We start from the raw sequence: 23,960 nt of genomic DNA on the forward strand, positions 1-23,960 counted from the left end.
CATCTACGACACCAGCAGGCTCCAGAGCAACCAGTGCCAGTTCAATCCAGCGACCTCGCTACAGACCGGGGTGGCTAGTTACGTCCAAAAAACCTATGGCCCGCACAACTATCTGGAAATATCATTTCCGCCTTCCATCGATGTGGACGCATACGCTCGCTTGCGCCCGCTTTTCATTGTCCAGGGCGCGATTAATGCAGGCGCGAAATTCGCCATTATCCAGCGGACAACTGGAAACAAGAACTGGAGTTACGGTTTCGTGATTCCAAAAGGCTTGCAACTGAAAGACCCTATGCCGTACTTGAACCTGGAGGCAGCAGCATCTCTCAAGAGCGCGCTGAATCTCCCTTAACAAAATTGAGGGTGCACCCGGCGGGCGATTCAATCAAGACGATTGCGCAGCCCGCTTCTTTGATTGAAAACTGCTGCGCCTATCGCATGTCCAAGGGATGGGCACGCCGCGGCGGCGGGAATGCCTGGTCAAGCTCGGCAAGATCCTGCGCCGTAAGCACGATATCCAGCGCGGCGCGGTTCTCGCGCACATGGGCCGGATTGACCGCCTTGGGGATGACGACGACCTGTTCCTGCTGCAGCAGCCAGGCCAGGGCGATCTGCGCCGGGCTGGCGTCGTGCCGCCTGGCGACCGCCTGCAGCTGCGGATTGCCGAGCATGCGCCGCTGCTCGTCGGCGGAAGATTCCAGCGGTGAATACGCCATCACCGGCATTGCGCGTTCGCGGCACCAAGGCAGCAGATCCCACTCGACGCCGCGTCGCTTCAGGTTGTAGAGTACCTGGTTGACCGCCACCTGCCCGCCGCCAGGCAGTTCAGTCATTTCCTGCATGGCGGCGCTGTCGAAATTGCTGACGCCGAAGTCGCGTATTTTTCCTGCCTGCTTGAGCGATTCGAATGCTGCCAGCGTTTCCGCCAGCGGCACCGAGCCGGGCCAGTGCAGCAGGTAGAGATCGATATGGTCGCTGCCGAGCCGCCGCAGGCTGCGCTCACATGCGGCTTGCATGCCGCGCCTGTCGGCGTTGTGCGGATAGACCTTACTGACCAGGAACACCTCGTCGCGCCGCCCTGCAATGGCTGCACCCACGACTTCCTCGGCGCCGCCGTCGGCATACATCTCGGCGCTGTCAACCAGGGTCATGCCAAGATCGAGGCCCAGACGCAGCGCGTCGATTTCACGCTTTCTCTGAGCCTGGTCTTCTCCCATGTACCAGGTTCCCTGCCCCAGTACGGGGATGGCGGCGCCTGATGGCAAAAGCAAAGTTTTCATTGGCTGGCCCTCTGTTTTCCATCCCTTGCGATGGTCTGCTCAATGCACACGTGCTAAAAATCGGTTTTGCCGAAGCGGGCGATGCCCTTGTTCATGCCGGGCGGATCAAGCGGCGCAAGATCGAGTTCGATCGGCTCTCCTATCCAGTGCCCCAGGCTGGTGTGGTCGGCGAGGTCGTCGTCGGTGAGCGGATGCACCAGCACCGTTAATCCCGAGGCTTCAAGCAGCGGGACAATGGCCGCGAGATGTTCTTTTGTAAAATGGATTTCGAACTGGGGAATCGGATGCGGGCCGGCCTTCTGGTCGCGCAGCTGGCCAACAAACAGGATAGGCGCTACGCCTCCGGGCTGTGTCAGTTCGCTCAGGCGCAGGTGGATGGCTTCGGCGGCAGCGCGCTGATCGAGCCGGTAATAGATATGGGCGTGGTAAGGAGCGTTTTTGTCATCCATGTTGTTTTCAGTGTGCAGGTTTATGATGGAACTGCCAGGGTCGGCCTGAGACGCAAATCATTTTACAGCGCATTTTGCTTCGCCTATCCTGTACTTTCCTTCCCCATCAGCTACCTGCGAGGACATGCCATGACTGACACATCGATTCCGCCGTTCCACCTCGCCTTCCCGGTCAACGATCTCGCCGCGGCACGCGCATTCTATGGCGGCTTGCTCGGTTGTCCGGAAGGCCGCAGCTCCGATGCCTGGATCGATTTCGACTTGTACGGGCATCAGATTGTCGCCCACCTCGCTCCCGGCGAAACCGCCATCGCCGGCACCGGTGCGGTCGACGGCAAGAATGTGCCGGTACGCCATTTCGGCGTGGTGCTGAGCATGGCGCAGTGGCAGGCGCTGGCCGAGAGGCTGAAGGCAGCGCAAGTCAAGTTCGTGATTGAGCCCTACATCCGCTTCAAGGGCGAGCCCGGTGAACAAGCCACCATGTTCTTTTGCGACCCTTCCGGCAATGCGCTGGAATTCAAGGCGTTCAAGGATCTGAAGCAGTTGTTCGCCAAATAATCCCTTCCCCGGGGTCAGTGCCGCATTTAAATCTCCGGCCGATACAATATTTCCGTCTGTGATACGTCTTCACAGTATGGCAACGACGCTGACCCCTGACCTGATGGCCGCATCCGACAAGCAAATAACCGACACCGTCTTGCGCGAAACGGCAAGGCTGCGCAGCTTCATCCGCCAGCGCATGGCGGACGCCAACGAGGCGGAAGACGTGCTGCAGGACGTGTTCCAGGAACTGGTGGAAGCCAGCCGCCTGCCGGAGCCGATAGAACAGGTGGGCGCCTGGCTGTTCCGCGTGGCGCGCAACCGTATCGTCGACCGCTTCCGCAAGAAAAAAGAACAGCAGTTGCCGGAGGCTGAAGAGCTCGGTGACGATGACGACAGCGGCATAGACGATCTGCTGCCGCAGGCGGACGCCGGCCCGGAAGCCGCCTATGCGCGCAGCATCCTGCTGGACGCGCTGCAGGATGCGCTCGACGAACTGCCGCCAAAGCAGCGCGAGGTGTTCATCGCTCATGAACTGGAACGGCGCAGCTTCAAGCAACTGGCGGCGGAGAGCGGCGAGAGCGTCAATACGCTGCTGGCGCGCAAGCGCTATGCCGTGCTGCATCTGCGCTTGCGCCTGCAGGAAATCTACGACGAATTCGATTTGTAATGAGAAAGTGAAGGAGCAATGGAAATGAACAGAAAATGGAAGTTCCTGAAAATCGTGCCGCTGGTCTTGCTCGGCATCGCCGTGCTGGGCTGGATCGTGATGTCGCTGTGGAACTGGCTGCTGCCGTCGCTGTTCGCCGGCGTGCAGCAGATCGACTTCCTGCGCGCCATCGGCCTGCTGGTCTTGTGCCGCATCCTGTTCGGTGGTTTCCGCGGCCGTGGCGGCTGGCATGGCGGTCATCATCGCCAGCGCTGGGAACAGATGACTGAAGAAGAACGGGCAAAATTCAAGGATGGCATGCGCATGTTCCGCGGCGGCGGCAAATGACATGAGCAAGCCTGCTGAAGCAAACTGCAAGCAGCTGCCTGGCGTCATCGTGCCGGTGGTGAATTTCAAACGCTGCGAGGGCAAGGCCGATTGCGTGGCAGTCTGTCCGGAAAACGTGTTTGAGATCCGCCGCATCGACGCCGCCGATTACCAGCCGCTGGGGCCGCTGAACAAGTTCAAGCTGCGCGTGCACGGCATGCAGGTGGCTTACACGCCGAATGCCGATGCTTGCCGCGCTTGCGGTCTGTGCGTGACGGCCTGTCCGGAAAAGGCGATCAGCCTGACCAGGGCGGCCTGATCAGTGCCTCCAAGCAATATTTCAGCGGGCGCGCTAAAATCGAAGCTACATTCCGCTCGTGTAGTGTTTCGTAGCTAATGGCGCTTTAGAAATGGTGGATTTTCGCGTCAGGCTAGGCGCGAACCGGAGCGATAGTAAGACTATCGCGAGGATTTGCAACGACGCATGGCGCGAAAAGACGCGGTCGGCCAGACGCCGTTTATAAAGTGTCATTAGCTACGAAACACTGCACGGATGCTATCCAAACCAATGGAGCCCGATTCATGCTGCGTTCTGCCGTACTGTCTGCCCTGCTTACTCTCACCGTTACTCCCCTCGTCACCGCTGCCAGCGATCCCTTGAGCACCGTCGCCGAGCGCTCCGGTTTCCAGCAAACCGGGCGCTACGAAGAAGTCATTGCGCTGTGCGCCGCTTTTCAGAAAACCTATCCTAAGCAGGTGCGCTGCACCGAGTTCGGCCGCACGCCGGAAGGACGGCCGATGCTGGCGCTGATCGTTTCGCGCAGCGGCGCGCTGAGCGCGGAAGCCGCGCACCAGCGCAACTTGCCGGTGCTGCTGATACAGGGCGGCATCCATGCCGGCGAGATCGACGGCAAGGATGCCGGCTTCCTCGCCTTGCGTGAAGCGTTGCAGGACACTTCCGCCGACAGCGTGCTGAACAAGCAGGTGCTGATTTTCGTCCCGGTCTTCAATATCGATGGCCATGAGCGCTTTGGCCGCTGGAACCGCCCTAACCAGCGCGGTCCGGAAGAAATGGGCTGGCGCACCACCGGCCAGAATTTCAATCTCAACCGCGATTATGCGAAAGCCGATGCGCCGGAAATGCAAGCTATGCTGCAGCTGGTCAACCGCTGGGATCCGCTGGCCTATATCGACCTGCATGTCACCGACGGCGCCAAGTTCGAGCATGACGTGTCGATCCAGGTCGAACCGGTGCATGCCAGCGACCTGGCCCAGCGCAAGGATGGCGAGGCGCTGCGCGACGCCGTCATCAGCGATTTGAGCAGGCAGGGCTCGTTGCCGCTGCCGTTCTACATGTCGTTCAAGGTGGATGACGATCCTAGTTCCGGTTTTGTCGACGACGTTTCGCCGCCGCGCTTTTCCACCGGCTATTTCCATCTGCGCAACCGCTTCGGGATGCTGGTCGAGACCCATTCCTGGAAAGACTATCCGACCCGGGTGCGCATCACGCACAACACCATCGTCTCGATCATGGCGCAGATCGCCGCGCATGGCGACGCCTGGCTGAAGAATGCGCAGCAGGCCGACCTGCGCGCCGCCAGGCTGGGCGGCCAGCCGGTCGTGCTGAGCTATGAAGCAAGCGAAAAAACCCGTCCGGTGGCGTTCCGCGGTTATGAATATACGCGTACGCAGTCGGATATCTCGGGTGCGCTGATGACACGCTACGATGAGAGTAAGCCGCAGATCTGGAATGTCACCGTGCGCGACGACCTGCAGCCGAAGCTGAGCGTCAATGCGCCGCAGGCCGGTTACCTGGTGCCGGCAGCGCATGCCGCCTGGGTCGGCGAAAAACTGCGGCAGCACGGGATCGCTTTCCGCGTATTGCCGGCGGCGCTGAACCGGGCCGATCTGGAAACCTTCCGCGCCACCAAAACCACGTTTGATGCGCAGTCGATGGAGAGTCACCAGGTGCTCAAGCTACAGGGCGCCTGGCATAAGGAAACGCGCGACCTCGGCGCCGGCGCCCTGTTCGTGCCGATCGCGCAAGCCAAGGCGCGGCTGGTGATGGCGCTGCTGGAACCACAGGCGCCGGATTCGCTGGCAGCCTGGGGCCGTTTCAACAACGCCTTCGAGAAGAAGGAATATATGGAAGCGTATGTCGCCGAAGATGTCGCGCGCGCGCAACTGGCGGCGGATCCGGCGCTGGCGGCCGAGTTCAAGAAGAAACTGGCCGACGATCCTGAATTTGCCAAGGATCCGGCAGCACGGCTGGAGTTTTTCGCACGCCGGCATTCATCCTGGGACGAACGCTTCAATCTTTACCCGGTGATGCGTACCGACGTGGTGCCGGGGTAAACATGGTGCAAGTGTCGTGTCTGCTAACCATGACTGGCTAGCCGGCGCGGCAAGCAATTACTCTTGCGAACCGCCGCCGGCTTTGCGGGACAGGTAGAAACGCAGGGCGAAAGCAGCGACAACGGCCAGCAGCGGCAAAGTTTGAAGAAAGTTCATGGCAGGGCTCCGAAAAGAATTGGTAGTGTTGATGCATTGCAGCATATAAAAACGCTGCACATATTGCCAATTCTTATTTCTGATGCCTACTATCAGCTTCATGAATAACACGGCCGCTATCTTTCCATTTCCCCATATAAAAAGCCCGCTATCTTTAACGATGCGGGCTTTCCCTGTCTCCTCACCTCTAGAGAGATGGACTCTTTTTTGCGTGAAAGTGATACTGGGCCAAAACACTTTAACAGTCATCTTGCGCCGCAACATAGCGTTGTTTTGCACCCACACAGACAGATACAACTTGTTGCTCAGGTGGATTTCGCGTAGCGATAGCGGTATTCGTCGCTGCTGCTGTCCTTGAAATAATCGGCGTTGGGTAGCAGAGCCTCGCGCTGGAAGCCCATACTTTCCACCAAGGCAATGGATGCCTGGTTGCGCGTGTCGATCAGGACATATACCGAGTTGGCGTCAAAGGCTCGGAACAGGTAGTCCCGCACTTTCGTGCACATTTCCACCGCATAACCCTGGCGCTGATGGGGCGTAAAGACAAAATACGCCAGCATCGACTGACCATCCGCTTCGACGGTGGCCTGGGCATAGCCGACATATTCGTCACTGCCGGCAAGCCGTACTGCCCAGTTCAGCCAGATGGCTGAACCGTCGGCTGAACGACGGCTTTGCAGCCGCTGGTAACGTTCGGCCAGGGCGCCCGCCGATGCCGGCGGTTGCTGCGGTATATAGGTGTACAGCGCGCTGTCGCTCAGATGCGCAAACAGTAGCTCCGCATGCCCGGCCTGCAGAGGTTCCAGGATCAGGCGTGCGGTCGACAATACAGTTTCCGCCGGCTTCAAGTCGATTTCTGTCACTGGCAATCTTCTGTAATCCTGCTGTTGATCGTCCGCCATCAACGCCCCTGCCGGATGAAATCCACGGCCTTTTCGGCAATCATGATGGTCGGCGCGTTAGTATTGCCGCCAATCAGGGTCGGCATGATCGACGCATCCACCACCCGCAAACCCCGTATGCCATGCACCTTCAAGGTCGGATCAACCACGGCGGCCGGGTCGGTGCCCATCTTGCAGCTGCCAACCGGATGATAGACCGTATCCGCATAAGTCTTCAGCACGGCGCGGATCTGCTCGTCGGACTCCACTCCTGCGGTGCGTATGTCGCGTTTGCTGTAGGCGGCCAGCGCCGGCGCATCCAGCAGCTTGCGGGTCATCTTGAATGCCGCCACCATGTCTTCCAGGTCTTGCGGATCGCCGAAGAAATTCGGGTCGATCAGCGGCGCATCCTGCGGATTGGTATTGCGCAGCCTGACCTCGCCTTTGCTGCGCGGACGCAGCAGGCAGACATGGCAGGAAAAGCCATGGCCAAAGTGCAGCTTGCGGGCATGGTTTTCGACGCAGGCGATGACGAAATGCAGCTACAGGTCTGGCGCCGGCAATTCCGGCCGCGTCTTCAGGAAGCCGCCGCACTCGGCGAAATTGCTGGTCAACATGCCGCGCCGTTCATGGCGGAAGCGCTGCAGCTCATTGAACATGCGCAGCGAACCGCTGGCGGAAATGCCGAACGTATCCAGGCTGTCCGATTTATGGCAAAACACAAAGTCGGGATGGTCTTGCAGGTTCTTGCCGACGCCGGGCAAGTGGTGCTGCACCTGGATGCCCAGCTTGCGCAACTCGGTGCCGTCGCCTATGCCGGACAGCATCAGGATCTGCGGCGACTGGAAAGCGCCGGCCGACAGGATCACTTCGCGCCGCGCACGCAGCGTACGCAACTGGCCGCCATGCCGCACTTCGACGCCAACCGCACGCCCCTGCTCCATGATCAGGCGCTCGGTATAGGCGCCGGTCAGCACGCTGAGATTGCTGCGTTGTCCCAGGTGCGGCAGCAGATAGGCGCGCGCGGCGCTCCAGCGCTCGCCGTTCTTTTGCGTCACCTGGTACACGCCCAGGCCTTCCTGATGATCGGCATTGAAGTCCGCGCTGAGCGGATAGCCGGCCTGGCGCGCGGCTTCCAGGTAATGCTGGTGGATGGGATTGTCGGTGCGCAAGTCGCTGACCCACAAAGGACCGCCCTGTCCGTGCCAGACGTTGTCAAACTGCTCGTTATGCTCTGATTTCTTGAAATACGGCAGCACATCGTCGAAGGACCAGCCGCTGTTGCCCAGCTGCGCCCAGCGATCGTAGTCCGAACGGTGGCCGCGGATGTAGACCATGGCGTTGATCGCGGAGGAACCGCCCAGTGTCCTGCCGCGCGGCTGGTAGCCGCGGCGGCCGTCAAGCCCGGCTTGCGGCACGGTTTCGAAGGCCCAGTTATTGAGCCTGGTGGGCACCATGCTGAGCGCGCCGACCGGCATTTTCACCGCCCAGCTATCGCCGCTGCCGCCGGCTTCCAGCAGACAGACCGATAGCGCAGGATCTTCCGTCAGACGCCCGGCCATCACACAGCCGCCAGAACCGCCGCCTACCACCACAAAGTCGAACTCTTGATCCACGTCGCGTCTCCCGGTCTTGTTATTGGTATTGCATGCAGCAGGCTGAGCCGGCCGATGCAACAAATTTAACAGCTACGGGAAAATCACGCTACGTGGTGAGCTAGAGCAATTGTTTCAATTACACAAAATGATCAGTGCATTATTTACCGGATTCAGTGTGCTTTCGACATGACGACCAGCCATTTGCGGAACAGCAGGATTTCCAGATGGCCGGGCTGGATGCCGGCGTTGCACTCGACTACAGGATTGCTTCGATACATGCGCTTATAGAAATCGCGGCAGATGAACAGCTCGCGCTTGCCGAAACGCATCATGATTGAGGAAGGGGTGGACTCCATACCAAAGCGGGAGCCGGAGGTAATATCCAAGTTCGTCATGGCAGCATTTCCAATCTCGTTGAAGGAGATTGAACTGTACCATAAGTACTGTATATGCATACAGTAAAATGCGGGGTGTCTGTTTTTAGTCACGCCGCACTGGACTGCGGCGCCAGCGTGGCGAGCCTAGCCCGCCACGCTATATTGCCATACTTTCAGTCCGGCCCTATCAACGGCGCCAGCCGCGGTCATGCCAGTGGTCGTGCCAGCCGCGGCCGCGCCAGTAGACCGGGCGGCCATAGCCATAGTAGCCAGGAGGATAGTAGCCGGGGGCGCCGTACACCACGACCGGCGCAGGGCGCACATAGATCGGCGGCGGCGGCGCGTAGTAGACCGGCGGCGGCGCCACGATCACCGGCGCAGGCGCATAGTAGCCCGGCACGCCGACACCGACATTGACCGACCAGCGGGCGGCAAATGCGGGCGTCGCCGACAACATCAGGCCGCTAGCGGCGAGCAATCCAAGCAGGGTAAGGCGCATGGTCTTTTTCATGGCAGTTCTCGATGTCTCTGGGTTAAACATAACTATATTTAACCTAAATTTCAGCAACATCGCCACGCAGAAGTCGTAAGGCCTGTAACAACATGTATCGCTATAGGAAAACTGTGGCCTTTTGCCGACACCTGTAAGCTAATCGGCAAGCAGTTCGTTGCGCTTGAATCTGGCGACGGCGACCAGCCCCAGCGCGATCACGAAAAACCCCACCAGCAGCATGGCGGCATTGCCCATCACGCGGGCGTAGCCCAGATTGGTGACATTCAGGAAAGGATAGGGATAGAAGCCGGAGGAGCCACCGCGCAGCATCGCCATCACGAAATACGCCAGCGGATAGATCAGCCACAGCAGGCTGTCCTTGGCCTGCAAGCCTTGCTTGTTCACGAACAAGGACCAGTACAAGACATACAGCAGCGGCACCACCGTGTGCAAACCCTCGTCGGACAGCCGGTGCAGGCCGGTGAAAGGCGCGTGGTTGCGCAACAGCAGGTTGTAGCCGAGACCGACAAAGAGGATGTACAGGGTGACCGCGGTCTGCACTCCGGGACGCGCAAAATACTGGCCGGGCAGCGACTCCGGTTTCAGCAGCAGCACAGTGCAGGCAACTGCCACCAGGACGTTGGTGAGGATGGTCAGGTAGCCGAACATGCGCCACACCGCTTCGCCATACGTCATGCCCTTGGCCAGCAGCAGGGGCACCGAAATCGAGAATTGCGAAATGATGGCGAACCACGCAATCAGCGCAATCAGGAGCAGCAGCAGGCGCGGCGCCAGGGGAGTATTTTTATTCATGGACAGCTTCAGGCGACGCCCTGCTCCAGGCTCAGCATGCGCTCGACATAGCGGGCGATGAGGTCGACTTCCAGGTTGACTTGCTTGCCCACCTGCAGATGCTTGAGCGCGGTCACTTCAATCGTATGCGGAATCAGATTGATCGAAAACAGGCAGCCGTCGGCGACGTCGTCGACCCGGTTGACCGTCAGCGAGACGCCGTTGACCACGACCGAGCCCTTGTAGGCGAAATACTTGGCAAGGTCGCGCGCGGACTTGATCACCAGTTCCCAGGACTCGCCCACCGGCTCGAATTTTTCGACGCGGCCGAGGCCGTCGACGTGACCCGACACCAGATGGCCGCCGAGACGGTCGGCCAGGGTGAGCGCCTTTTCCAGGTTGATTTCGCCGCTGGCGTCGAGACCGACGGTGCAGTTCAGGCTTTCGCGCGAGACATCCACCTCAAACGTGGTGGCAGTCTTGGCGACCACGGTCATGCAGGCGCCGTTAAGAGAAATCGAATCGCCCAAGGCGACATCGGCCAAGGCCAGGCCGCCGGCGTCAACCGCCAGCCGGACGCCGTCTTCGGCCATGCTGCCCAGAGGTTTAACGGAAGTGATTTTGCCGACAGCGGCGACGATACCAGTGAACATGATAGCAATCAGAAAATTAATGGAATCGTGCAAGGATACGCAAATCCTCGCCGATTTGCTCGATTTGGTGAAATTTCAGGGTAATTTTATCCTGCAGGTTTTCCAGCGCGGGCAGGCTGAACATGCCGCGGCCGTCGCCCAGGATGGCCGGCGCCAGGTAGACCAGCAGCTCGTCCACGCAATGCTCGCGCAGCAGCGAAGCATTCAGCTTGGAACCGGCTTCCACGTGCAATTCATTGATCTGGCGCTTGCCCAGCTCGAGGATGACTTGCGGCAAATCTACTTTGCCGCTCGGATTCGGCAGCACCACCACCTCGGCGCCCTGCTGCTCCAGCATGGCTTGCTTGGCGGCATCGACGCTGGCGGTAAAGATCAGGTTGCCGCCCCCGGCCAGGATCTTGGCCTCCGGGCTGATGCTTAGCTTGCTGTCAACAATCACCCGCAGCGGCTGCCGCGCCAGCTTGACGGTGCGCACCGTGAGCTGGGGATTGTCTTCCTTGACGGTGCCGATGCCGGTCAGGATGGCGCCGGCGCGGGCACGCCACATGTGGCCGTCGTCGCGCGCCGCCTGGGACGTGATCCACTGGCTCAGGCCGTTATACAGCGCAGTCTTGCCATCCAGGCTGGCGGCCACCTTGAGCCGGACCCAGGGCTTGCCGGTCTGCATGCGGGTGAAGAAGCCGATATTCAGTTCGCGCGCCGCCGTCGCCAGCACGCCCGATTCGACAGCGATGCCGGCCGCGCGCAGGCGCGCCATGCCCTGCCCCGCCACCAGCGGATTGGGATCTTCCAGCGCCGCCACCACCGTGCCGACGCCGGCGCGCACCAGCGCATCGGCGCAAGGCGGGGTGCGGCCGAAATGGCTGCACGGCTCCAGCGTCACATATACCGTGGCGCCGCGTACATCGTGCCCTTTGGCGGCGGCATCCTGCAAAGCCTGGATTTCGGCATGGTTGCCGCCGGGCGGCTGGGTAAAACCGCTGCCGATCACCTGGCCATCCTTGACGATCACACAGCCGATGGCAGGATTGGGCGCACTCGAGAGCAAGCCGTTTTCAGCAAGCTGCAAGGCTTGCGACATGAAGATTTCAGCCTGGGTCATGGCGTGGACAGGAAAAGCATAGTGGGCGATCAGAAAGAGGATATGCAGCGATTGTACAAAATATGGCGGCGCCACCGCCAATTATTGAGAATTTCATAAAGCGCGAAAAATCGTAAGCTGGTTTTCGTCGTGCTTAAGCTACGCAGCTTACTGGAGGCAGGGTGAACTTTCTGCGTAGCTAACTGGGGTCAGAGTGAACTTTCTGCGTGCTTTTTGCAGAAAGTTCACTCTGACCCCACATGGCTCTGTCCATTTTCTGCGACTATGTCGTGAATGATGAGCTCCCAATAAAATATCATATAGGGGATTAGCGGCTACGGACCGGCGGCGGCCTGGTTGCGCAGCGTGACGGTGCTGGTGAAGACCTGGCGCAGGCTGCGGTCGTCCGCCACCCGCGCGGCGCCATCGCAATCGACATAATGCTGCGCTTCAGCGCTGACCTTCTGTTCTCCGCGAATCTGCAGACATAGCCGGGCGCTGATCACTCTTTTCCAGTTGGCCCGCTGGTCATCCGACAGCGCCGTGACCTGGTCGGCGTCCAGCCACCGGCGCGGGCTCGCGTCGCCTGCCGCCGCCACGCCATAGGTCAGCTGCAATTGTTCGACATTATTGAGCAGCGGTTGCGCGCTGTCGTTGCCGTTGCCCTGGCAATACAAGACACTGGCCGAGCTGCCACTGCGGCTGGCGACGAAGAATAGGTTCCTCGCGATGCTGACCTGCGGCCTTAAGCGGTACGCCGGATGATCTGCCGGCACCGCCATCGGCGCCACCTTGCTGCCGTTGCAATCCGCCCCGGCGCCGCTGGCGGGATCGGCATAGTCGTCCGTGCGGTAAGCCACTTCAAAAGCAGCCATCCCGGCTTCACTGCCACAGGAAAAATCCTTGCCCGGACCAAGCGGCCTGGCAAAACCGTGCGCGCAGCCGCGCAAGCCTTGCGCCGGCTGGCCGTCCGCTTCGATGAAATCAGTGACAGCCAGATTGCCCGCCGAGGCCAGGTTGCCAAAACCGGCCTGTCGCAGATTCTGCTCCATCACACCCATGGCATGGCTGCCGTCCTGCTGCAGCCGCAGCTTTTCATCGTTCAGGCGGAAGTCGGCTTTGCTGCCGAGATAGAGTGTACTGCTCAACAAGACCAGCGCCGTGCCCAGCGTCATCGCCACCAGCAGTTCCACCAGCGAAAAACCGCGCTGCCGCATTGACTTCAGCATGCACTGCTGTCGTGCTTCAGGCCAATGCGGCCGGAAGCGGCGATGCATACCGTGCGCGCAAACTCGCCGTTGTGGCTGAATACCACCTTGGCGAAGCTGGCGCTGGCGTTGCCGCTGGCGTTATAGGTAATCGTGGTGCGGCCGGCCTGCGCCTGCGTATTGACGTCGAGTTCGCCTTGCCGCTGCAGTACCTGGCGGCTGTCGGCCGCCAGCACCAGCCAGCCCGCGCCCCAGTCGGCGCCGCCGCGATCGCCGCTGGCGGCGCCGCTGCAGCGTGCGTCGAGCGCATCGGCGTTGCTGCTGCGGCAGACCTGCACCGCGCGGCCGCGCTTGACGGCTTCGTTGCGCGCCAGCGTCAGCGCGGCAATCAGCAAGCGGGTTTCCGCCGCCAGCCGGTTCTGGATCACGAATGCGCGCATGGATGGCAGCGCCAGGGCCAGCAGAATGCCCATGATCGCCAGCGTGACCAAGGCTTCCGTCAAGGTGATGCCGTCCTGCCGCGGCAAGGCTTGCTCAGGCGATCGTGGAAAAGACATCGTTTGCCTCCTGTTTATCTGAAGACTTTCATTTCAGACAAGCATTCTGACAAAAAAATAGCGCCGCTAGTCGCGGCGCTGGCTTATTTAAGGAATTACTTCCTTCGGCTCGGCGGTCCGGAGAATTCTTCGATCATGTTCTGGAATTCGGCGACATCTTCAAAGCTCTTGTAGACCGAGGCGAAGCGGATATAAGCGATCTTGTCCAGCCGTTTCAGTTCGCGCATCACCAGCTCGCCGACATGGCCAGACAACACTTCGCGCTCGCCGCTAGAGAGCAGCTTGTCCTTGATGCGCTGCAATGCCTCATCCAGCGCCTCCACCGAAACCGGACGCTTGCGCAGGGCCAGCATCAGGCTGGCACGCAGCTTGAGCGGGTCAAAATCGGTACGGCTGCCGTTTTTCTTGACGATCACCGGCATCGCCAGCTCGATCCGCTCAAAGGTAGTGAAGCGTTTGTCGCAATGCATGCAGCGGCGCCGGCGGCGAATCGAATCGCCCTCTTCCGACACGCGGGTGTCGAGCACCTGGGTTTCTTCATGCTGGCAGAATGGACATTTCATGATGGCAGTAATCCGAAGGTGATTGCGGCTGGCTGGCTGGACATCTCTACATTATTCCTATTCGGGGCCACGCGCCGGTCGTTGACAACCGGTATTTCATTGAGGCTTACTTGATCTCACTTGGTCTTGCTTGGTCTTACTTGGTACTAGGGCCCGTGCAGAGATAAAGCTGCAACGGGCCCATCATTTCCCTGATTGCCGGCCGGTCCGAAGACATGCCGGCGCTCAGTACATCAGACTACGGTATTAAGCTGCATACACCGGAAACGCATCGGTCAGTTTCTTGACTTCGGCCTTGACCCGTTCGATGGTTGCTGCATCGTGCGGATTGTCCAGCACGTCGGCGATCAGGTTGCCGACCTTGACGGCTTCCGCTTCCTTGAAGCCGCGGGTGGTGAACGCCGGGCTACCGACACGGATGCCGGAAGTGACGAACGGCTTTTCCGGATCGTTAGGGATGGCGTTCTTGTTGCAAGTCATGTGCGCCGAACCCAGGATCGCTTCGGCTTCCTTGCCGGTGATCTTCTTGGCGCGCAGGTCGACCAGCATGACGTGCGACTCGGTGCGGCCGGAAACGATGCGCAAGCCACGTGCGATCAGTGTCTTCGCCAAGGCATCGGCGTTCTTCACCACTTGCTGCTGGTAAGCCTTGAATTCCGGCGTCAGCGCTTCCTTGAACGCCACTGCCTTGCCGGCGATGACGTGCATCAGCGGACCGCCCTGGATGCCAGGGAAGATCGCCGAATTGATGGCCTTCTCGAACTCGGCCTTCATCAGGATGATGCCGCCGCGCGGACCGCGCAGGGATTTGTGGGTGGTCGAGGTGACGAAGTCGGCGTGCGGCACCGGGTTAGGGTATTCACCGGCTGCGATCAGGCCGGCGTAGTGCGCCATGTCGACCATGAAATAGGCGCCGACTGCCTTGGCGACCTTGGACATGCGCTCGAAGTCGATGCGCAGGGCGTAAGCAGAAGCGCCGGCGATGATCAGCTTCGGCTTCTTTTCGTGCGCCAGGCGCTCGAAGGCTTCGTAATCGATTTCTTCTTTTTCGTTCAAGCCGTAGGACACCACGTTGAACCACTTGCCGGACATGTTCAATGCCATGCCGTGGGTCAGGTGGCCGCCTTCCGCCAGCGACATGCCCATGATGGTGTCGCCTGGTTTCAGCATGGCGAAGAACACGCCCTGGTTGGCTTGCGAACCGGAATTCGGCTGCACGTTGGCGGCTTCGGCGCCGAACAGTTGCTTGACGCGGTCGATCGCCAGCTGCTCGGCGATGTCGACGAATTCGCAGCCGCCGTAGTAGCGCTTGCCTGGATAGCCTTCAGCGTACTTGTTGGTCAGCTGCGTGCCTTGCGCTTCCATGACGGCTGGCGAGGTGTAGTTTTCCGATGCAATCAGCTCGATGTGTTCTTGCTGGCGATGGTTTTCTTTCTGGACGGCGCTCCACAATTCCGGATCGACATTGGCTAAGGTATGGTTTTTCTCGAACATGTTAATACTCCAATCGATAAGGGTCTGCCTAAATCGAATGAGGGCCAGAAAATTAGGGGAATGCGGCAGCCTCAGTCGTACTTTCCATTCGGGCTGCCCAGGCGCACGGCGGATGAAATCTCACGCTTCCCGGTGGATGCCCACCTTTTGCCAATGCCTGCCGCGATTTTTTGAACCTGCGGCGGTATGGTTTTTTTCGCCAGTCACGTGAGACGAAATGGTGCGCTTATTGTAAGCGAAGCACTCGATTTGAGCAAGATTGGCCCGGGCTTTGGCGCCGCATAAAAAAAACCGCCCCGAAGGGCGGCTTTTGCACGGAATTTACTAAAAAGACAACGATGATAGAGAGTTATAACTTACCCGCCAGGCTGATCCCTATGGTGCGCGGATCAAGCCGGTAGCCTTCCGATACCGACTGCACGTTCGGACGCTGGATCACCTTGTCGTTATTGAATGCATTCTTGACAAACAAGGTCAGCTCCCAGCGGTCGAAGGTGGCGCCGATGCTGGCGTCGAAGGTGCTGTAGGCCGGCCGCTGGTAATCCGGGTCGGTCGCCACCAGCGTGCCGTGGCTGCTGCCGGTCCAGTGCGCGGCGGCGCGCGCGAAGCCGTAATAATCGCCAGGCAGGTTGAAATTGTACTGGCCGGTCAAGGTGGCGTTGTATTTCGGAACGCCCTGGATCGGGTCGCCGGCGTGCGCATGCAAGGATGGCACGTCGGATGACAAAGTGGCATTGGTGTAGCCGCCGGAAAGGCCGAGCACGATGTTGGAAGTCGGCTTGGCCTTGATCTCGAATTCGGCGCCATAGCTGCTGGCGTTGCCGACATTGGTTTCATAATCGAAGCCGCAGCCTGGCAGCGTGACATCCTGCTGCAAGCCGTTCCACTTGATGTAGAACAAGGCGGCATTGACTTGCAGGCGGTTGCCGAGCAGGCGCGACTTGTTGCCCAGCTCGTAGCTCCACAGTTTGTCCGACTTGAACGAGGTCGGCGCTTCGGTGATGCCGAGGTTAGCGAAATCGGCGGCGCACAGCGAAGCCGGGATCGGGCGGTCGTTGCCGCCCAGGCGGAAACCTTCGGTGGCCGAGGTATACACGGTATTGTTGGGATCGATTTCCCAGCTCAGCGAGAATTTCGGCGTGAACGCCGACGACTTGGTGCTGACCGCGGAACTGGTGGGGCCGCCGTTCCAGTAATAGTCGCCGTTGCGGGTCAGGCTGTCGGTAGCTTGCAGATAGCGCATGCCGACCGTGGCGTGCAGGCTAGGCACGAAGTAGTAGCTCAGCTCACCGAATACCGCCTCTTGCTCGGTATGGTAGTGGCGCTCGCTGAAATACGAATTATCGTTGGGGAAAGCGATCCCGAGCTGGCCCGGATCGGCCGGATTGGCGCCGAACGCCGCATAGGTCGCATTCAAGCCGAAAATCGGTTCGTTATCGGTGACGTTGGTATGCAGGTTGGCGTAGTAAACGCCGCCCAGCCAGGTGAACGGCGAGACCTTCTGGTCATACGGCTTGGAGGCGACGCGCAACTCTTGCGAGAACTGGCGCACCTGGTTTTGCAGGTAGACCGCCGACGGCAAGGCGCCGATGGCTGCCGCCAGGCCGGGCGGCGTGTCCGGCACTGCCGACCCCAGGTTATTCACGGTAGTACCGTCCTGGGTACGGTTGAAGGTACGCTGGTAAAAGCTGGAAACCGACACCAGGTCAGCCATGCCCATATCGTAGTTGATGGTCAGGCTAGGCACCAGCAGGCGGTCGTTGCCCGGCTCGCGCACCAGTTTGCTGGTCTGGTTTTTCGGCAAATCCAGGTAGGAAGCGTCGATGTCCTTGGAATTGACTTCCTGGTAGAACACCGAGGGCGTCAGGCTGAGCTGCGGCGTCGGCGCCCATTTCATGGCCAGCTTGACCACGTTCGAATCCTGCGCGTTGATGCCGCTGGCAATCACGCTGCCGGTGGTCGGCGAGACCTGGTCGATATAGCCGCTCTGATGGCCGGTCTGGACGCCAATGCGCAGCGCCAGTTCGCCTGGGATCAGCGGCTGGTTGACGACGCCGTTGGCGGTGTAGTTGGTGCCGCCGCCGGAGGTTCCCGACACTTCCGAATAGACGCTGGCTTCGCGCTCCTTCAGATTGGGCTGGTTGCTGATGAACTTGATGGTACCGCCCATCGAACTGGCGCCGTACAAGGTCCCTTGCGGACCGCGCAGCACCTCGATGCGGTCGATGTCGAAGAACTTCGGTTCGGAACTGCCGAGGCTGTACAGATTGCGGGTAGTCATCGAAACGTCGTCCAGGTAGACGCCGACCGTGGCCGAACCGGCCGCCGAGCTGATGCCGCGGATTTCGATGTTGCTGAGGCCGGCGCCGGAGCCGCTGGCGCCGGAGAACGAGACATTCGGCACGGCCCGCGTCAAATCGGAAAAATCGTTGATGTGCGAAGCCTGCAAGTCTTCGCCGCTGATCACTGAGATGCTCAAGGGCACTTTGCTCGCATCTTCCTTGCGCTTTTGCGCGGTGACCACCACCGATTCGAGCTGTTCGCTCGAACGCGCCGATTTTTTTGCGCCAGGCACGTCAGCCGTATCGGCGGCGCTATCGGCAGCCTGCTGCGCGGCGGCGCCGGCCATCCATAAGGTGGACGAAGCTGCCGCCATGGCAAGCGCGCAGGTCAAACTTCCGGAATAGCGTTTCTTTGTCATCGTTGTGGTCTCCTATAACATTCAGCAATGCCCAGCGCTGGAAATCCCATTTCAGCAATATTTATGCCACGCAATATTTCGCCGGTCCGGCCCGAAATCACAGGACGCGCACGGGCTGCTGTCATGTTCTGGTGCAATTTGCACCAAAGCAAGCATGGCAGGCGCGGCCACGAAGTGACAATCTTCGGCGCCGCCACCCATCCCAGCCCCAGTTTGTCGACAGCCCCTTCGCCGAATTGGGCTACAATTTCCCGCTTCGGGCCCGTAGGCAATAAGTTGGGCCTCGGCGTATTGCAACAATAGGAGCATCGACCATGATTGTCTTGATAACTGGCGCAACATCTGGCTTTGGCGCCGAAATGGCACGTAAATTCACTAAAAATGGCCATCAGGTGATTGCCACCGGCCGCCGCAAGGACCGGCTGGATCAATTGGCTGCCGAACTGGGCGCGGCAGTCTTGCCTATCGTCATGGATGTCACCGACAAAGCCTCGATCAGCAGCGCGCTGGCAGCGCTGCCGGCGGCGTGGCAGGAAATCGATGTCCTGGTCAACAATGCCGGCCTGGCGCTGGGCGTGGAATCTGCGCAGCAGGCTTCGCTGGAAGAATGGGAAACCATGATCGAGACCAACTGCAAAGGGCTGGTGACCATGACGCGCCTGGTGTTGCCAGGCATGGTGGCGCGCGGCCGCGGCACGGTGATCAACCTCGGCTCGATCGCCGGCGCCTATCCCTATCCGGGCGGCAATGTGTACGGCGCCACCAAGGCTTTCGTCAAGCAGTTCACGCTCAACCTGCGCGCCGACCTGGTCGGCACCGGCGTGCGCGCCACCGATATCGCCCCCGGCCTGTGCGGCGGCACCGAATTCTCGAACGTACGCTATCGCGGCAACGACGAAGCGGCAGCCAAGGTCTATGAAGGCACGCAGCCGCTTACCCCAGGCGATATCGCCGACACCGCGTTCTGGGTCGCCACCCTGCCGCCGCATATCAACATCAATCGCATCGAGATGATGCCGACCTGCCAGGGTTTTGCCGGCATGAGCATCAAACGTAACTAACCAATGGTGCAGGGTGGGCACAGCGTGCCCACCCTGCCAAGCCGATTCCCCCATACACAAGAACACTACAGACGATGAGCCAGACCACCTCCCAGCCGGACTTTCACTGGCGCATCCGCGTCTATTACGAAGACACCGATACCGGCGGCGTGGTGTTTTACGCCAACTATCTGAAATTTTTCGAGCGCGCGCGCACGGAATGGCTGCGCGCGGCCGGTGTCGGCCAGCGCACCCTGGAACAGACTGACGGCGTCATGTTCATCGTCAAAAGCACCAGCGTTGACTATCACGCGCCGGCCAAACTGGATGATGAACTGGAACTGACGGTCGTGATCGAGCGCCTGGGCCGCGCCAGCGTCGACTTCATCCAGCAAGCCTGGCGCCTGGGCGAGGACAAACCGACCCTGCTGGCGACCGGCCGCATCAGCGTGGCCTGCGTCAATGCCGCCACGTTCCGGCCGCAAGGCATTCCGAAGCAGGTGCTGCACAAAATCAAGCCCGGCGCCGGCCCTGTCGCGGCGGCAGCGGCATAAAGCTTGCTTTAATGTATTCGACAGAATAGTTCACGAAAGCAACTCTTGAACCTTCCTGCCCTATGTATGGTCTGAGCAACATTGCAACAAACCCGGGGCAAGCGATAACGTCCGGTAACAATTCCTTCATCAATTGCTAATTTGGCGGCAGGCACTTTACGTTTACAATTCGCTGTTTAAGTCTTTTACTTAAACCTAAGACCATTCCTCAAGACCGCTATCCATGACTGTCACCCAAGATCTTTCGTTTATCACCCTTATTACCAACGCATCTGTATTAGTACAGCTGGTCATGGCGCTGCTGCTGGCGGTCTCCGTGATGAGCTGGACCTACATTTTCCGGAAGATGTTCGCGATCCGCAGCGCGCGCCGGCAAACCGAAGAATTCGAACGCGCCTTCTGGTCCGGCGGCAACCTGGCCACCCTGTACCAGGACGCTACCTCGAACCGCCGCAAAGGCGCCAGCCAGACCGGCGCCCTGGAACGCATCTTCGAAGCCGGCATGGACGAGTTCAACAAGGTCAAGGCTTCGCTCGGCAACAAAGGCGGCAACGATTCGGCTGCCTTGCTGGATGGCGCCCGGCGCGCGATGCGCGCGGCTTACCAGCGTGAAATGGATGCGCTGGAATCGCATCTGGCGTTCCTGGCCTCGGTCGGTTCGGTCTCGCCCTACGTCGGCCTGTTCGGCACCGTATGGGGCATCATGAATGCGTTCCGCGGCCTGGCCAATGTGCAGCAAGCTACCCTGGCAGCCGTCGCGCCGGGTATTGCCGAAGCCTTGATCGCCACCGCCATCGGCCTGTTTGCCGCGATTCCTGCAGTGGTTGCCTACAACCGCTTCTCGCACGACGTCGACCGCCTGGCGATCCGCTTTGAAAGCTTCATCGAAGAATTCTCCAACATCTTGCAACGTCAGGCCCGCTAATGTCCGGCTCATCCTCAATGCGCGGGGGCCGTCCCCGCAAGTTCAAGGCGGAAATCAACGTCGTGCCGTATATCGACGTGATGATGGTGCTGCTGGTGATTTTCATGGTCTCGGCGCCGCTCACCAATCCGAGCGTGATCAATTTGCCGAATGCGGCGAAATCGGCGACGCCGCCGACCGAATATATCGAGATCACCCTCAAGCCCGACCAGCAGACCAGCGTCCGCATCAATGGCCAGAAGAGCGGCACCAGCGTCGCGGAAACGGTGCCGCGCAACGGCCTGAAACGCAAGCTGCAAGCCCTGCACGCCGACAAGCCTGAGATGCCGGTGATGATTTCGGCCGACAAGGATATCAAGTACGATGAAGTGATCCAGGTCATTTCCGAGGCCAAGATGCTTGGCATTAACCGCGTCGGACTGGCGACAAAGTGACGATCTGGTTATGACAGGCAACTCCCCGTATTCCGTACCAAAAGAACCCGGCAGCATCCGCGCCATCATCCTAGCAGCGGCAGTGCATGCCGCCCTGTTCGCTTTCCTGTGGTTCGGCATTCACTGGCAGAGCCAGCAGCCGATCGCCGTCGAAGCGGAAGTCTGGAGCCCGGACATCAAGGAAGCCGCGCCGCCGGCGCCGGAACCGACCCCGGTGCCGCAGCCTACGCCCGAGCCGAAGCCGGAGCCGGTAGTGCAGGAAACCGCGCCGCCGAAGGTGGTGCCGCCGCCGCTGCCAGATCCTGAGATTGCGCTGGAAAAGGAAAAGAAGCGTAAGGAACAGGAACGCAAGGACCAGGCACGCCAGGAAGAACTGGAAAAACAACAGAAATTGCAAAAAGAGCAAGCAGAGGAAGAGCGCAAGGACAAGCTGAAAGCAGACGCCGAGCAAAAAGCCGCCAAGGACAAGGCCGCTGCCCAGGAAAAGCAGAAGCAGGATGCTGCCAAAAAACTGGAAGCCGACGCCGCCAAGAAGAAACAGGCAGCCGATTCCGCCGCTGAAACCAAGCGCCGCAGCGATGAATTGAAGCGCATGATGGGCCAAGCCGTCGGCAACGGCGCAGCCAACAGCACTGGCACCGCTGCCCAGTCGCAAGGGCCGCGCGGCGATCCTGGCTATGGACAGAAGGTGGGCGCCAAGATCAAGTCGAACATTATCTTTAATGTCCCTGAAGGCCTGGCCGGAAACCCTGATGTGCAATTCGATGTCCAATTGCTCCCGGATGGGTCGATAGCAAGCATTCGACTGAAGAAATCCTCCGGAGTGTCCGGTTTTGACGAAGCGGTGAAACGTGCGATTGAGAAATCTGCGCCTTATCCGAAAGACAACAAGACCGGCGCCGTGCCATCCGGCTTTACCGGAATTCATAGACCGAAAGATCAGTAAGCCATGAAAAACAAATTGCATCAATTATTCGCAGTCCTCGGACTTGCAGTGAGCGCGCTGGTCGCCAGCGTCCCGGCCCAGGCCCAGCTGCGCATCGAAACCTCGGGCGTCGGCGCCAGCCAGATCCCGATCGCGATCGCCGGCTTCAGCGACGAAAACCTGGCGCCGCAGCAGGTCACCGCCATCATCAAGGCCGACCTGGCGCGCAGCGGCATGTTCAAGATCATCGACACCGGCGACGTCATCTCGGAAGCCACCCAGGTCAACCTGCCCGACTGGAAAGCGCGCGGCGCCGACGCCCTGGTGATCGGCAGCGTGCAGCGCCTGGCCGACGGCCGCTTCGACGTGCGCTACCGCTTGCTGGACACCGTCAAGTCGGCCCAGCTGTCGGCCATGGCGATGGCTGCCGCGCCACAGTACACGCGGGTCACCGCTCACAAGATCGCCGACGATATCTATGAAAAGCTGATCGGCGCACGCGGCACCTTCGCGACCCGGATTGCCTACATCATCAAGGCCGGCAAGGAATACCGCCTGGAAGTCGCCGATTCCGACGGCGAAGGCACGCAAGTGGCCTTGCGCTCGAATGAACCGATCATCTCGCCGGCCTGGTCGCCGGACGGCACCAAGGTCGCCTACGTTTCGTTCGAAGCGAAGAAGCCGGTGGTGTATGTGCAGAACCTGATCACCAAGCAGCGCATCGTGGTGGCCAACTACAAGGGCAGCAATTCGGCGCCGTCATGGTCGCCGGACGGCAGCAAGCTGGCGATTGCGCTGGCGCGCGACGGCCTGACCCAGGTCTATGTGGTCAACAGCGACGGCGGCAACCTGCGCCGCCTGACCCAGACCAACGGCATCGACACCGAACCGCAATTCTCGGCCGACGGCCAGAGCATCTACTTCACCAGCGACCGCAGCGGCGGCCCGCAGATCTACAAGATGAGCGCCAGCGGCGGGGACGCCCAGCGCGTGACCTTCGGCGGCAGCTACAACATCAGCCCGCGGATCTCACCGGACGGCAAGACATTAGCGTATATTTCGCAGCGCGGCGGCCGCTTCCAGCTGTATGTCCTGGATCTGTCCAACAACCAGGAGCAGCGTTTGTCGGATACAGTAAAGGATGAATCCCCAAGTTTTTCCCCCAATGGCAAGTACATCATGTACGCCACAGAATCAGGACGCCGCGGTTCGCTGGCAGTGGTCTCAGTTGACGGCCGCGTAAAACAGCGTTTAACTATGCAGGCAGGCGATATACGGGAGCCTACTTGGGGTCCTTTCATGAAATAATCAGGTTTTATTTGAATCGACGTTCGTTTCCCACTCTGGAGAATTAAAAATGCTAAATATCAGAAACTTTGCCCTCGTCGTTGCCAGCGCCATTTTGCTGGCCGCTTGCTCATCCCCAGTCAAGCTGGATGACAAGGCTGTCCCGGTCGTCGATAGCGGCGCCAACAACGGCGCCGACGCCCGCTCCGTCAATACCGTTGACGCCGGCTCCGCCGATCCGTTGAACCAGCCAGGCGGCATCCTCTCCAAGCGCAGCATCTACTTTGACTTCGACAGCTACATCGTCAAGGATGAGTTCAAGTCTGTGGTTGAAGCGCATGCCCAGTACCTGAACAGCCACAAGAACCGCAAGATCATCATCCAAGGCAATACCGATGACCGCGGCGGCCGCGAGTACAACCTGGCGCTGGGACAAAAACGTGCTGAAGCAGTGCGCAAGGCGCTGGTGCTGTTAGGCGTGTCGGACACCCAGGTCGAAGCAGTTTCGCTGGGCAAGGAAAAGCCTAAGGCAACCGGCAGCGACGAAGCTTCCTACGCTGAAAACCGCCGCTCAGACATCGTTTATCAATAATGATGCGGACGTTCTTCAAAGCCACGATGACTGCGGCCATGCTGGCCGC

At 60.0% G+C, this 23,960-nt stretch carries 26 protein-coding genes, 1 pseudogene and 1 riboswitch; of the genes and pseudogenes, 13 read left to right on the plus strand and 14 right to left on the minus strand.

Annotated features, from left to right (window positions below; genetic code table 11):
• A partial coding sequence (locus VNZ65_RS24055) for a hypothetical protein (protein WP_325673603.1) occupies positions 1–352 on the plus strand: 352 nt, incomplete at its 5' end.
• 79 nt (positions 353–431) lie between these two features.
• Here the strand turns inward: VNZ65_RS24055 and VNZ65_RS24060 are convergent.
• Together VNZ65_RS24060 and VNZ65_RS24065 are read right to left on the minus strand one after the other, a co-directional pair.
• Positions 432–1,280 carry an aldo/keto reductase gene (locus tag VNZ65_RS24060; RefSeq protein ID WP_325673605.1) on the minus strand — a complete coding sequence of 283 codons (849 nt, stop codon included), beginning with the start codon at positions 1,278–1,280 and terminating at the stop codon, positions 432–434.
• A gap of 53 nt (positions 1,281–1,333) precedes the next feature.
• Entirely contained in the window at positions 1,334–1,729 is a 396-nt protein-coding gene (locus VNZ65_RS24065; RefSeq protein ID WP_325673607.1) for a DOPA 4,5-dioxygenase family protein, read from the minus strand.
• A gap of 129 nt (positions 1,730–1,858) precedes the next feature.
• On the opposite strand from VNZ65_RS24065, the gene VNZ65_RS24070 reads away from it, so the two are divergent.
• The 5 genes from VNZ65_RS24070 to VNZ65_RS24090 all read left to right on the plus strand — a co-directional run bounded on the left by VNZ65_RS24070 (position 1,859) and on the right by VNZ65_RS24090 (position 5,600).
• On the plus strand, positions 1,859–2,287 hold the full coding sequence (locus VNZ65_RS24070; protein ID WP_325673609.1) for a VOC family protein: 429 nt from the start codon (positions 1,859–1,861) through the stop codon (positions 2,285–2,287).
• A gap of 76 nt (positions 2,288–2,363) precedes the next feature.
• A complete protein-coding gene (locus VNZ65_RS24075) occupies positions 2,364–2,939 on the plus strand; it encodes a sigma-70 family RNA polymerase sigma factor (RefSeq protein WP_325673611.1) in 576 nt (191 codons plus the stop codon).
• 24 nt (positions 2,940–2,963) lie between these two features.
• Positions 2,964–3,266: a hypothetical protein gene (locus VNZ65_RS24080; protein ID WP_325673613.1), complete on the plus strand. Its 303-nt coding sequence runs from the start codon at positions 2,964–2,966 to the stop codon at positions 3,264–3,266.
• Between the two features lies 1 nt (position 3,267).
• A complete protein-coding gene (locus tag VNZ65_RS24085) occupies positions 3,268–3,564 on the plus strand; it encodes a 4Fe-4S dicluster domain-containing protein (RefSeq protein ID WP_325673615.1) in 297 nt (98 codons plus the stop codon).
• A gap of 263 nt (positions 3,565–3,827) precedes the next feature.
• Positions 3,828–5,600, plus strand: coding sequence for a M14 family metallopeptidase (locus tag VNZ65_RS24090; protein WP_325673617.1), 1,773 nt, complete (start codon positions 3,828–3,830; stop codon positions 5,598–5,600).
• Between the two features lie 461 nt (positions 5,601–6,061).
• Here the strand turns inward: VNZ65_RS24090 and VNZ65_RS24095 are convergent, their stop codons facing one another.
• The 12 genes and pseudogenes from VNZ65_RS24095 to VNZ65_RS24150 form a co-directional block, all read right to left on the minus strand.
• The gene (locus tag VNZ65_RS24095; protein ID WP_325673619.1) at positions 6,062–6,619 is read right to left on the minus strand and encodes a GNAT family N-acetyltransferase; all 558 of its coding nucleotides are present in this window, start codon (positions 6,617–6,619) and stop codon (positions 6,062–6,064) included.
• A 38-nt stretch (positions 6,620–6,657) separates the two neighbouring features.
• A pseudogene (locus tag VNZ65_RS24100) lies at positions 6,658–8,253 on the minus strand (GMC family oxidoreductase).
• Between the two features lie 152 nt (positions 8,254–8,405).
• Positions 8,406–8,630: a hypothetical protein gene (locus VNZ65_RS24105; RefSeq protein WP_061942937.1), complete on the minus strand. Its 225-nt coding sequence runs from the start codon at positions 8,628–8,630 to the stop codon at positions 8,406–8,408.
• Between the two features lie 169 nt (positions 8,631–8,799).
• On the minus strand, positions 8,800–9,123 hold the full coding sequence (locus VNZ65_RS24110) for a virulence factor (protein WP_325673621.1): 324 nt from the start codon (positions 9,121–9,123) through the stop codon (positions 8,800–8,802).
• Between the two features lie 138 nt (positions 9,124–9,261).
• Positions 9,262–9,918 carry a Pr6Pr family membrane protein gene (locus VNZ65_RS24115; protein ID WP_325673623.1) on the minus strand — a complete coding sequence of 219 codons (657 nt, stop codon included), beginning with the start codon at positions 9,916–9,918 and terminating at the stop codon, positions 9,262–9,264.
• A gap of 8 nt (positions 9,919–9,926) precedes the next feature.
• Complete coding sequence (locus VNZ65_RS24120) at positions 9,927–10,550, minus strand: riboflavin synthase (protein ID WP_325673625.1); 624 nt, start codon at positions 10,548–10,550, stop codon at positions 9,927–9,929.
• 16 nt (positions 10,551–10,566) lie between these two features.
• Positions 10,567–11,652 (minus strand): bifunctional diaminohydroxyphosphoribosylaminopyrimidine deaminase/5-amino-6-(5-phosphoribosylamino)uracil reductase RibD, encoded by a 1,086-nt coding sequence (gene ribD / locus VNZ65_RS24125; protein WP_325673627.1) that lies wholly within the window; start codon positions 11,650–11,652, stop codon positions 10,567–10,569.
• A 314-nt stretch (positions 11,653–11,966) separates the two neighbouring features.
• Positions 11,967–12,860 (minus strand): PilW family protein, encoded by an 894-nt coding sequence (locus VNZ65_RS24130; RefSeq protein ID WP_325673629.1) that lies wholly within the window; start codon positions 12,858–12,860, stop codon positions 11,967–11,969.
• Positions 12,854–13,396: a GspH/FimT family pseudopilin gene (locus VNZ65_RS24135; protein ID WP_325673631.1), complete on the minus strand. Its 543-nt coding sequence runs from the start codon at positions 13,394–13,396 to the stop codon at positions 12,854–12,856. The genes VNZ65_RS24130 and VNZ65_RS24135 overlap by 7 nt, the downstream gene beginning before the upstream one ends.
• Positions 13,397–13,491: 95 nt before the next feature.
• Entirely contained in the window at positions 13,492–13,959 is a 468-nt protein-coding gene (gene nrdR, locus VNZ65_RS24140; RefSeq protein WP_061942946.1) for a transcriptional regulator NrdR, read from the minus strand.
• Between the two features lie 246 nt (positions 13,960–14,205).
• The gene (gene glyA / locus VNZ65_RS24145) at positions 14,206–15,453 is read right to left on the minus strand and encodes a serine hydroxymethyltransferase (protein WP_168230657.1); all 1,248 of its coding nucleotides are present in this window, start codon (positions 15,451–15,453) and stop codon (positions 14,206–14,208) included.
• Between the two features lie 88 nt (positions 15,454–15,541).
• Positions 15,542–15,670: riboswitch (ZMP/ZTP riboswitch) on the minus strand.
• A 132-nt stretch (positions 15,671–15,802) separates the two neighbouring features.
• Positions 15,803–18,154: a TonB-dependent receptor gene (locus tag VNZ65_RS24150; protein WP_325673635.1), complete on the minus strand. Its 2,352-nt coding sequence runs from the start codon at positions 18,152–18,154 to the stop codon at positions 15,803–15,805.
• A 314-nt stretch (positions 18,155–18,468) separates the two neighbouring features.
• Between VNZ65_RS24150 and VNZ65_RS24155 the strand changes: the two genes are divergently transcribed.
• The 7 genes from VNZ65_RS24155 to pal all read left to right on the plus strand — a co-directional run bounded on the left by VNZ65_RS24155 (position 18,469) and on the right by pal (position 23,911).
• Positions 18,469–19,215, plus strand: a complete 747-nt coding sequence (locus VNZ65_RS24155; RefSeq protein WP_325673637.1) for an SDR family NAD(P)-dependent oxidoreductase — start codon at positions 18,469–18,471, stop codon at positions 19,213–19,215.
• Positions 19,216–19,289: 74 nt separating this feature from the next.
• Entirely contained in the window at positions 19,290–19,748 is a 459-nt protein-coding gene (gene ybgC / locus VNZ65_RS24160) for a tol-pal system-associated acyl-CoA thioesterase (protein ID WP_325673639.1), read from the plus strand.
• A 223-nt stretch (positions 19,749–19,971) separates the two neighbouring features.
• Positions 19,972–20,673: a protein TolQ gene (gene tolQ / locus VNZ65_RS24165; protein WP_325673641.1), complete on the plus strand. Its 702-nt coding sequence runs from the start codon at positions 19,972–19,974 to the stop codon at positions 20,671–20,673.
• Positions 20,674–20,690: 17 nt separating this feature from the next.
• Positions 20,691–21,107, plus strand: coding sequence for an ExbD/TolR family protein (locus VNZ65_RS24170; protein ID WP_414649211.1), 417 nt, complete (start codon positions 20,691–20,693; stop codon positions 21,105–21,107).
• Between the two features lie 10 nt (positions 21,108–21,117).
• The gene (gene tolA, locus VNZ65_RS24175) at positions 21,118–22,053 is read left to right on the plus strand and encodes a cell envelope integrity protein TolA (protein ID WP_325673645.1); all 936 of its coding nucleotides are present in this window, start codon (positions 21,118–21,120) and stop codon (positions 22,051–22,053) included.
• A 3-nt stretch (positions 22,054–22,056) separates the two neighbouring features.
• A complete protein-coding gene (gene tolB / locus VNZ65_RS24180; protein ID WP_325673647.1) occupies positions 22,057–23,340 on the plus strand; it encodes a Tol-Pal system beta propeller repeat protein TolB in 1,284 nt (427 codons plus the stop codon).
• Between the two features lie 49 nt (positions 23,341–23,389).
• Positions 23,390–23,911 (plus strand): peptidoglycan-associated lipoprotein Pal, encoded by a 522-nt coding sequence (gene pal / locus VNZ65_RS24185; protein WP_325673649.1) that lies wholly within the window; start codon positions 23,390–23,392, stop codon positions 23,909–23,911.
• Positions 23,912–23,960 lie beyond the last annotated feature (49 nt).

The sequence above is a fragment of the Collimonas sp. genome (genome assembly GCF_035566555.1).
Lineage (GTDB): Bacteria > Pseudomonadota > Gammaproteobacteria > Burkholderiales > Burkholderiaceae_D > Collimonas.

Coding starts and splice junctions, on each gene's coding strand:
- VNZ65_RS24060 (WP_325673605.1), bottom strand. CDS start 1,280: ATGAAAACTTTGCTTTTGCCATCAGGCGCCGCCATCCCCGTACTGGGG.
- VNZ65_RS24065 (WP_325673607.1), bottom strand. CDS start 1,729: ATGGATGACAAAAACGCTCCTTACCACGCCCATATCTATTACCGGCTC.
- VNZ65_RS24070 (WP_325673609.1), top strand. CDS start 1,859: ATGACTGACACATCGATTCCGCCGTTCCACCTCGCCTTCCCGGTCAAC.
- VNZ65_RS24075 (WP_325673611.1), top strand. CDS start 2,364: ATGGCAACGACGCTGACCCCTGACCTGATGGCCGCATCCGACAAGCAA.
- VNZ65_RS24080 (WP_325673613.1), top strand. CDS start 2,964: ATGAACAGAAAATGGAAGTTCCTGAAAATCGTGCCGCTGGTCTTGCTC.
- VNZ65_RS24085 (WP_325673615.1), top strand. CDS start 3,268: ATGAGCAAGCCTGCTGAAGCAAACTGCAAGCAGCTGCCTGGCGTCATC.
- VNZ65_RS24090 (WP_325673617.1), top strand. CDS start 3,828: ATGCTGCGTTCTGCCGTACTGTCTGCCCTGCTTACTCTCACCGTTACT.
- VNZ65_RS24105 (WP_061942937.1), bottom strand. CDS start 8,630: ATGACGAACTTGGATATTACCTCCGGCTCCCGCTTTGGTATGGAGTCC.
- VNZ65_RS24110 (WP_325673621.1), bottom strand. CDS start 9,123: ATGAAAAAGACCATGCGCCTTACCCTGCTTGGATTGCTCGCCGCTAGC.
- VNZ65_RS24115 (WP_325673623.1), bottom strand. CDS start 9,918: ATGAATAAAAATACTCCCCTGGCGCCGCGCCTGCTGCTGCTCCTGATT.
- VNZ65_RS24120 (WP_325673625.1), bottom strand. CDS start 10,550: ATGTTCACTGGTATCGTCGCCGCTGTCGGCAAAATCACTTCCGTTAAA.
- ribD (WP_325673627.1), bottom strand. CDS start 11,652: ATGACCCAGGCTGAAATCTTCATGTCGCAAGCCTTGCAGCTTGCTGAA.
- VNZ65_RS24130 (WP_325673629.1), bottom strand. CDS start 12,860: ATGCTGAAGTCAATGCGGCAGCGCGGTTTTTCGCTGGTGGAACTGCTG.
- VNZ65_RS24135 (WP_325673631.1), bottom strand. CDS start 13,396: ATGTCTTTTCCACGATCGCCTGAGCAAGCCTTGCCGCGGCAGGACGGC.
- nrdR (WP_061942946.1), bottom strand. CDS start 13,959: ATGAAATGTCCATTCTGCCAGCATGAAGAAACCCAGGTGCTCGACACC.
- glyA (WP_168230657.1), bottom strand. CDS start 15,453: ATGTTCGAGAAAAACCATACCTTAGCCAATGTCGATCCGGAATTGTGG.
- VNZ65_RS24150 (WP_325673635.1), bottom strand. CDS start 18,154: ATGACAAAGAAACGCTATTCCGGAAGTTTGACCTGCGCGCTTGCCATG.
- VNZ65_RS24155 (WP_325673637.1), top strand. CDS start 18,469: ATGATTGTCTTGATAACTGGCGCAACATCTGGCTTTGGCGCCGAAATG.
- ybgC (WP_325673639.1), top strand. CDS start 19,290: ATGAGCCAGACCACCTCCCAGCCGGACTTTCACTGGCGCATCCGCGTC.
- tolQ (WP_325673641.1), top strand. CDS start 19,972: ATGACTGTCACCCAAGATCTTTCGTTTATCACCCTTATTACCAACGCA.
- VNZ65_RS24170 (WP_414649211.1), top strand. CDS start 20,691: ATGCGCGGGGGCCGTCCCCGCAAGTTCAAGGCGGAAATCAACGTCGTG.
- tolA (WP_325673645.1), top strand. CDS start 21,118: ATGACAGGCAACTCCCCGTATTCCGTACCAAAAGAACCCGGCAGCATC.
- tolB (WP_325673647.1), top strand. CDS start 22,057: ATGAAAAACAAATTGCATCAATTATTCGCAGTCCTCGGACTTGCAGTG.
- pal (WP_325673649.1), top strand. CDS start 23,390: ATGCTAAATATCAGAAACTTTGCCCTCGTCGTTGCCAGCGCCATTTTG.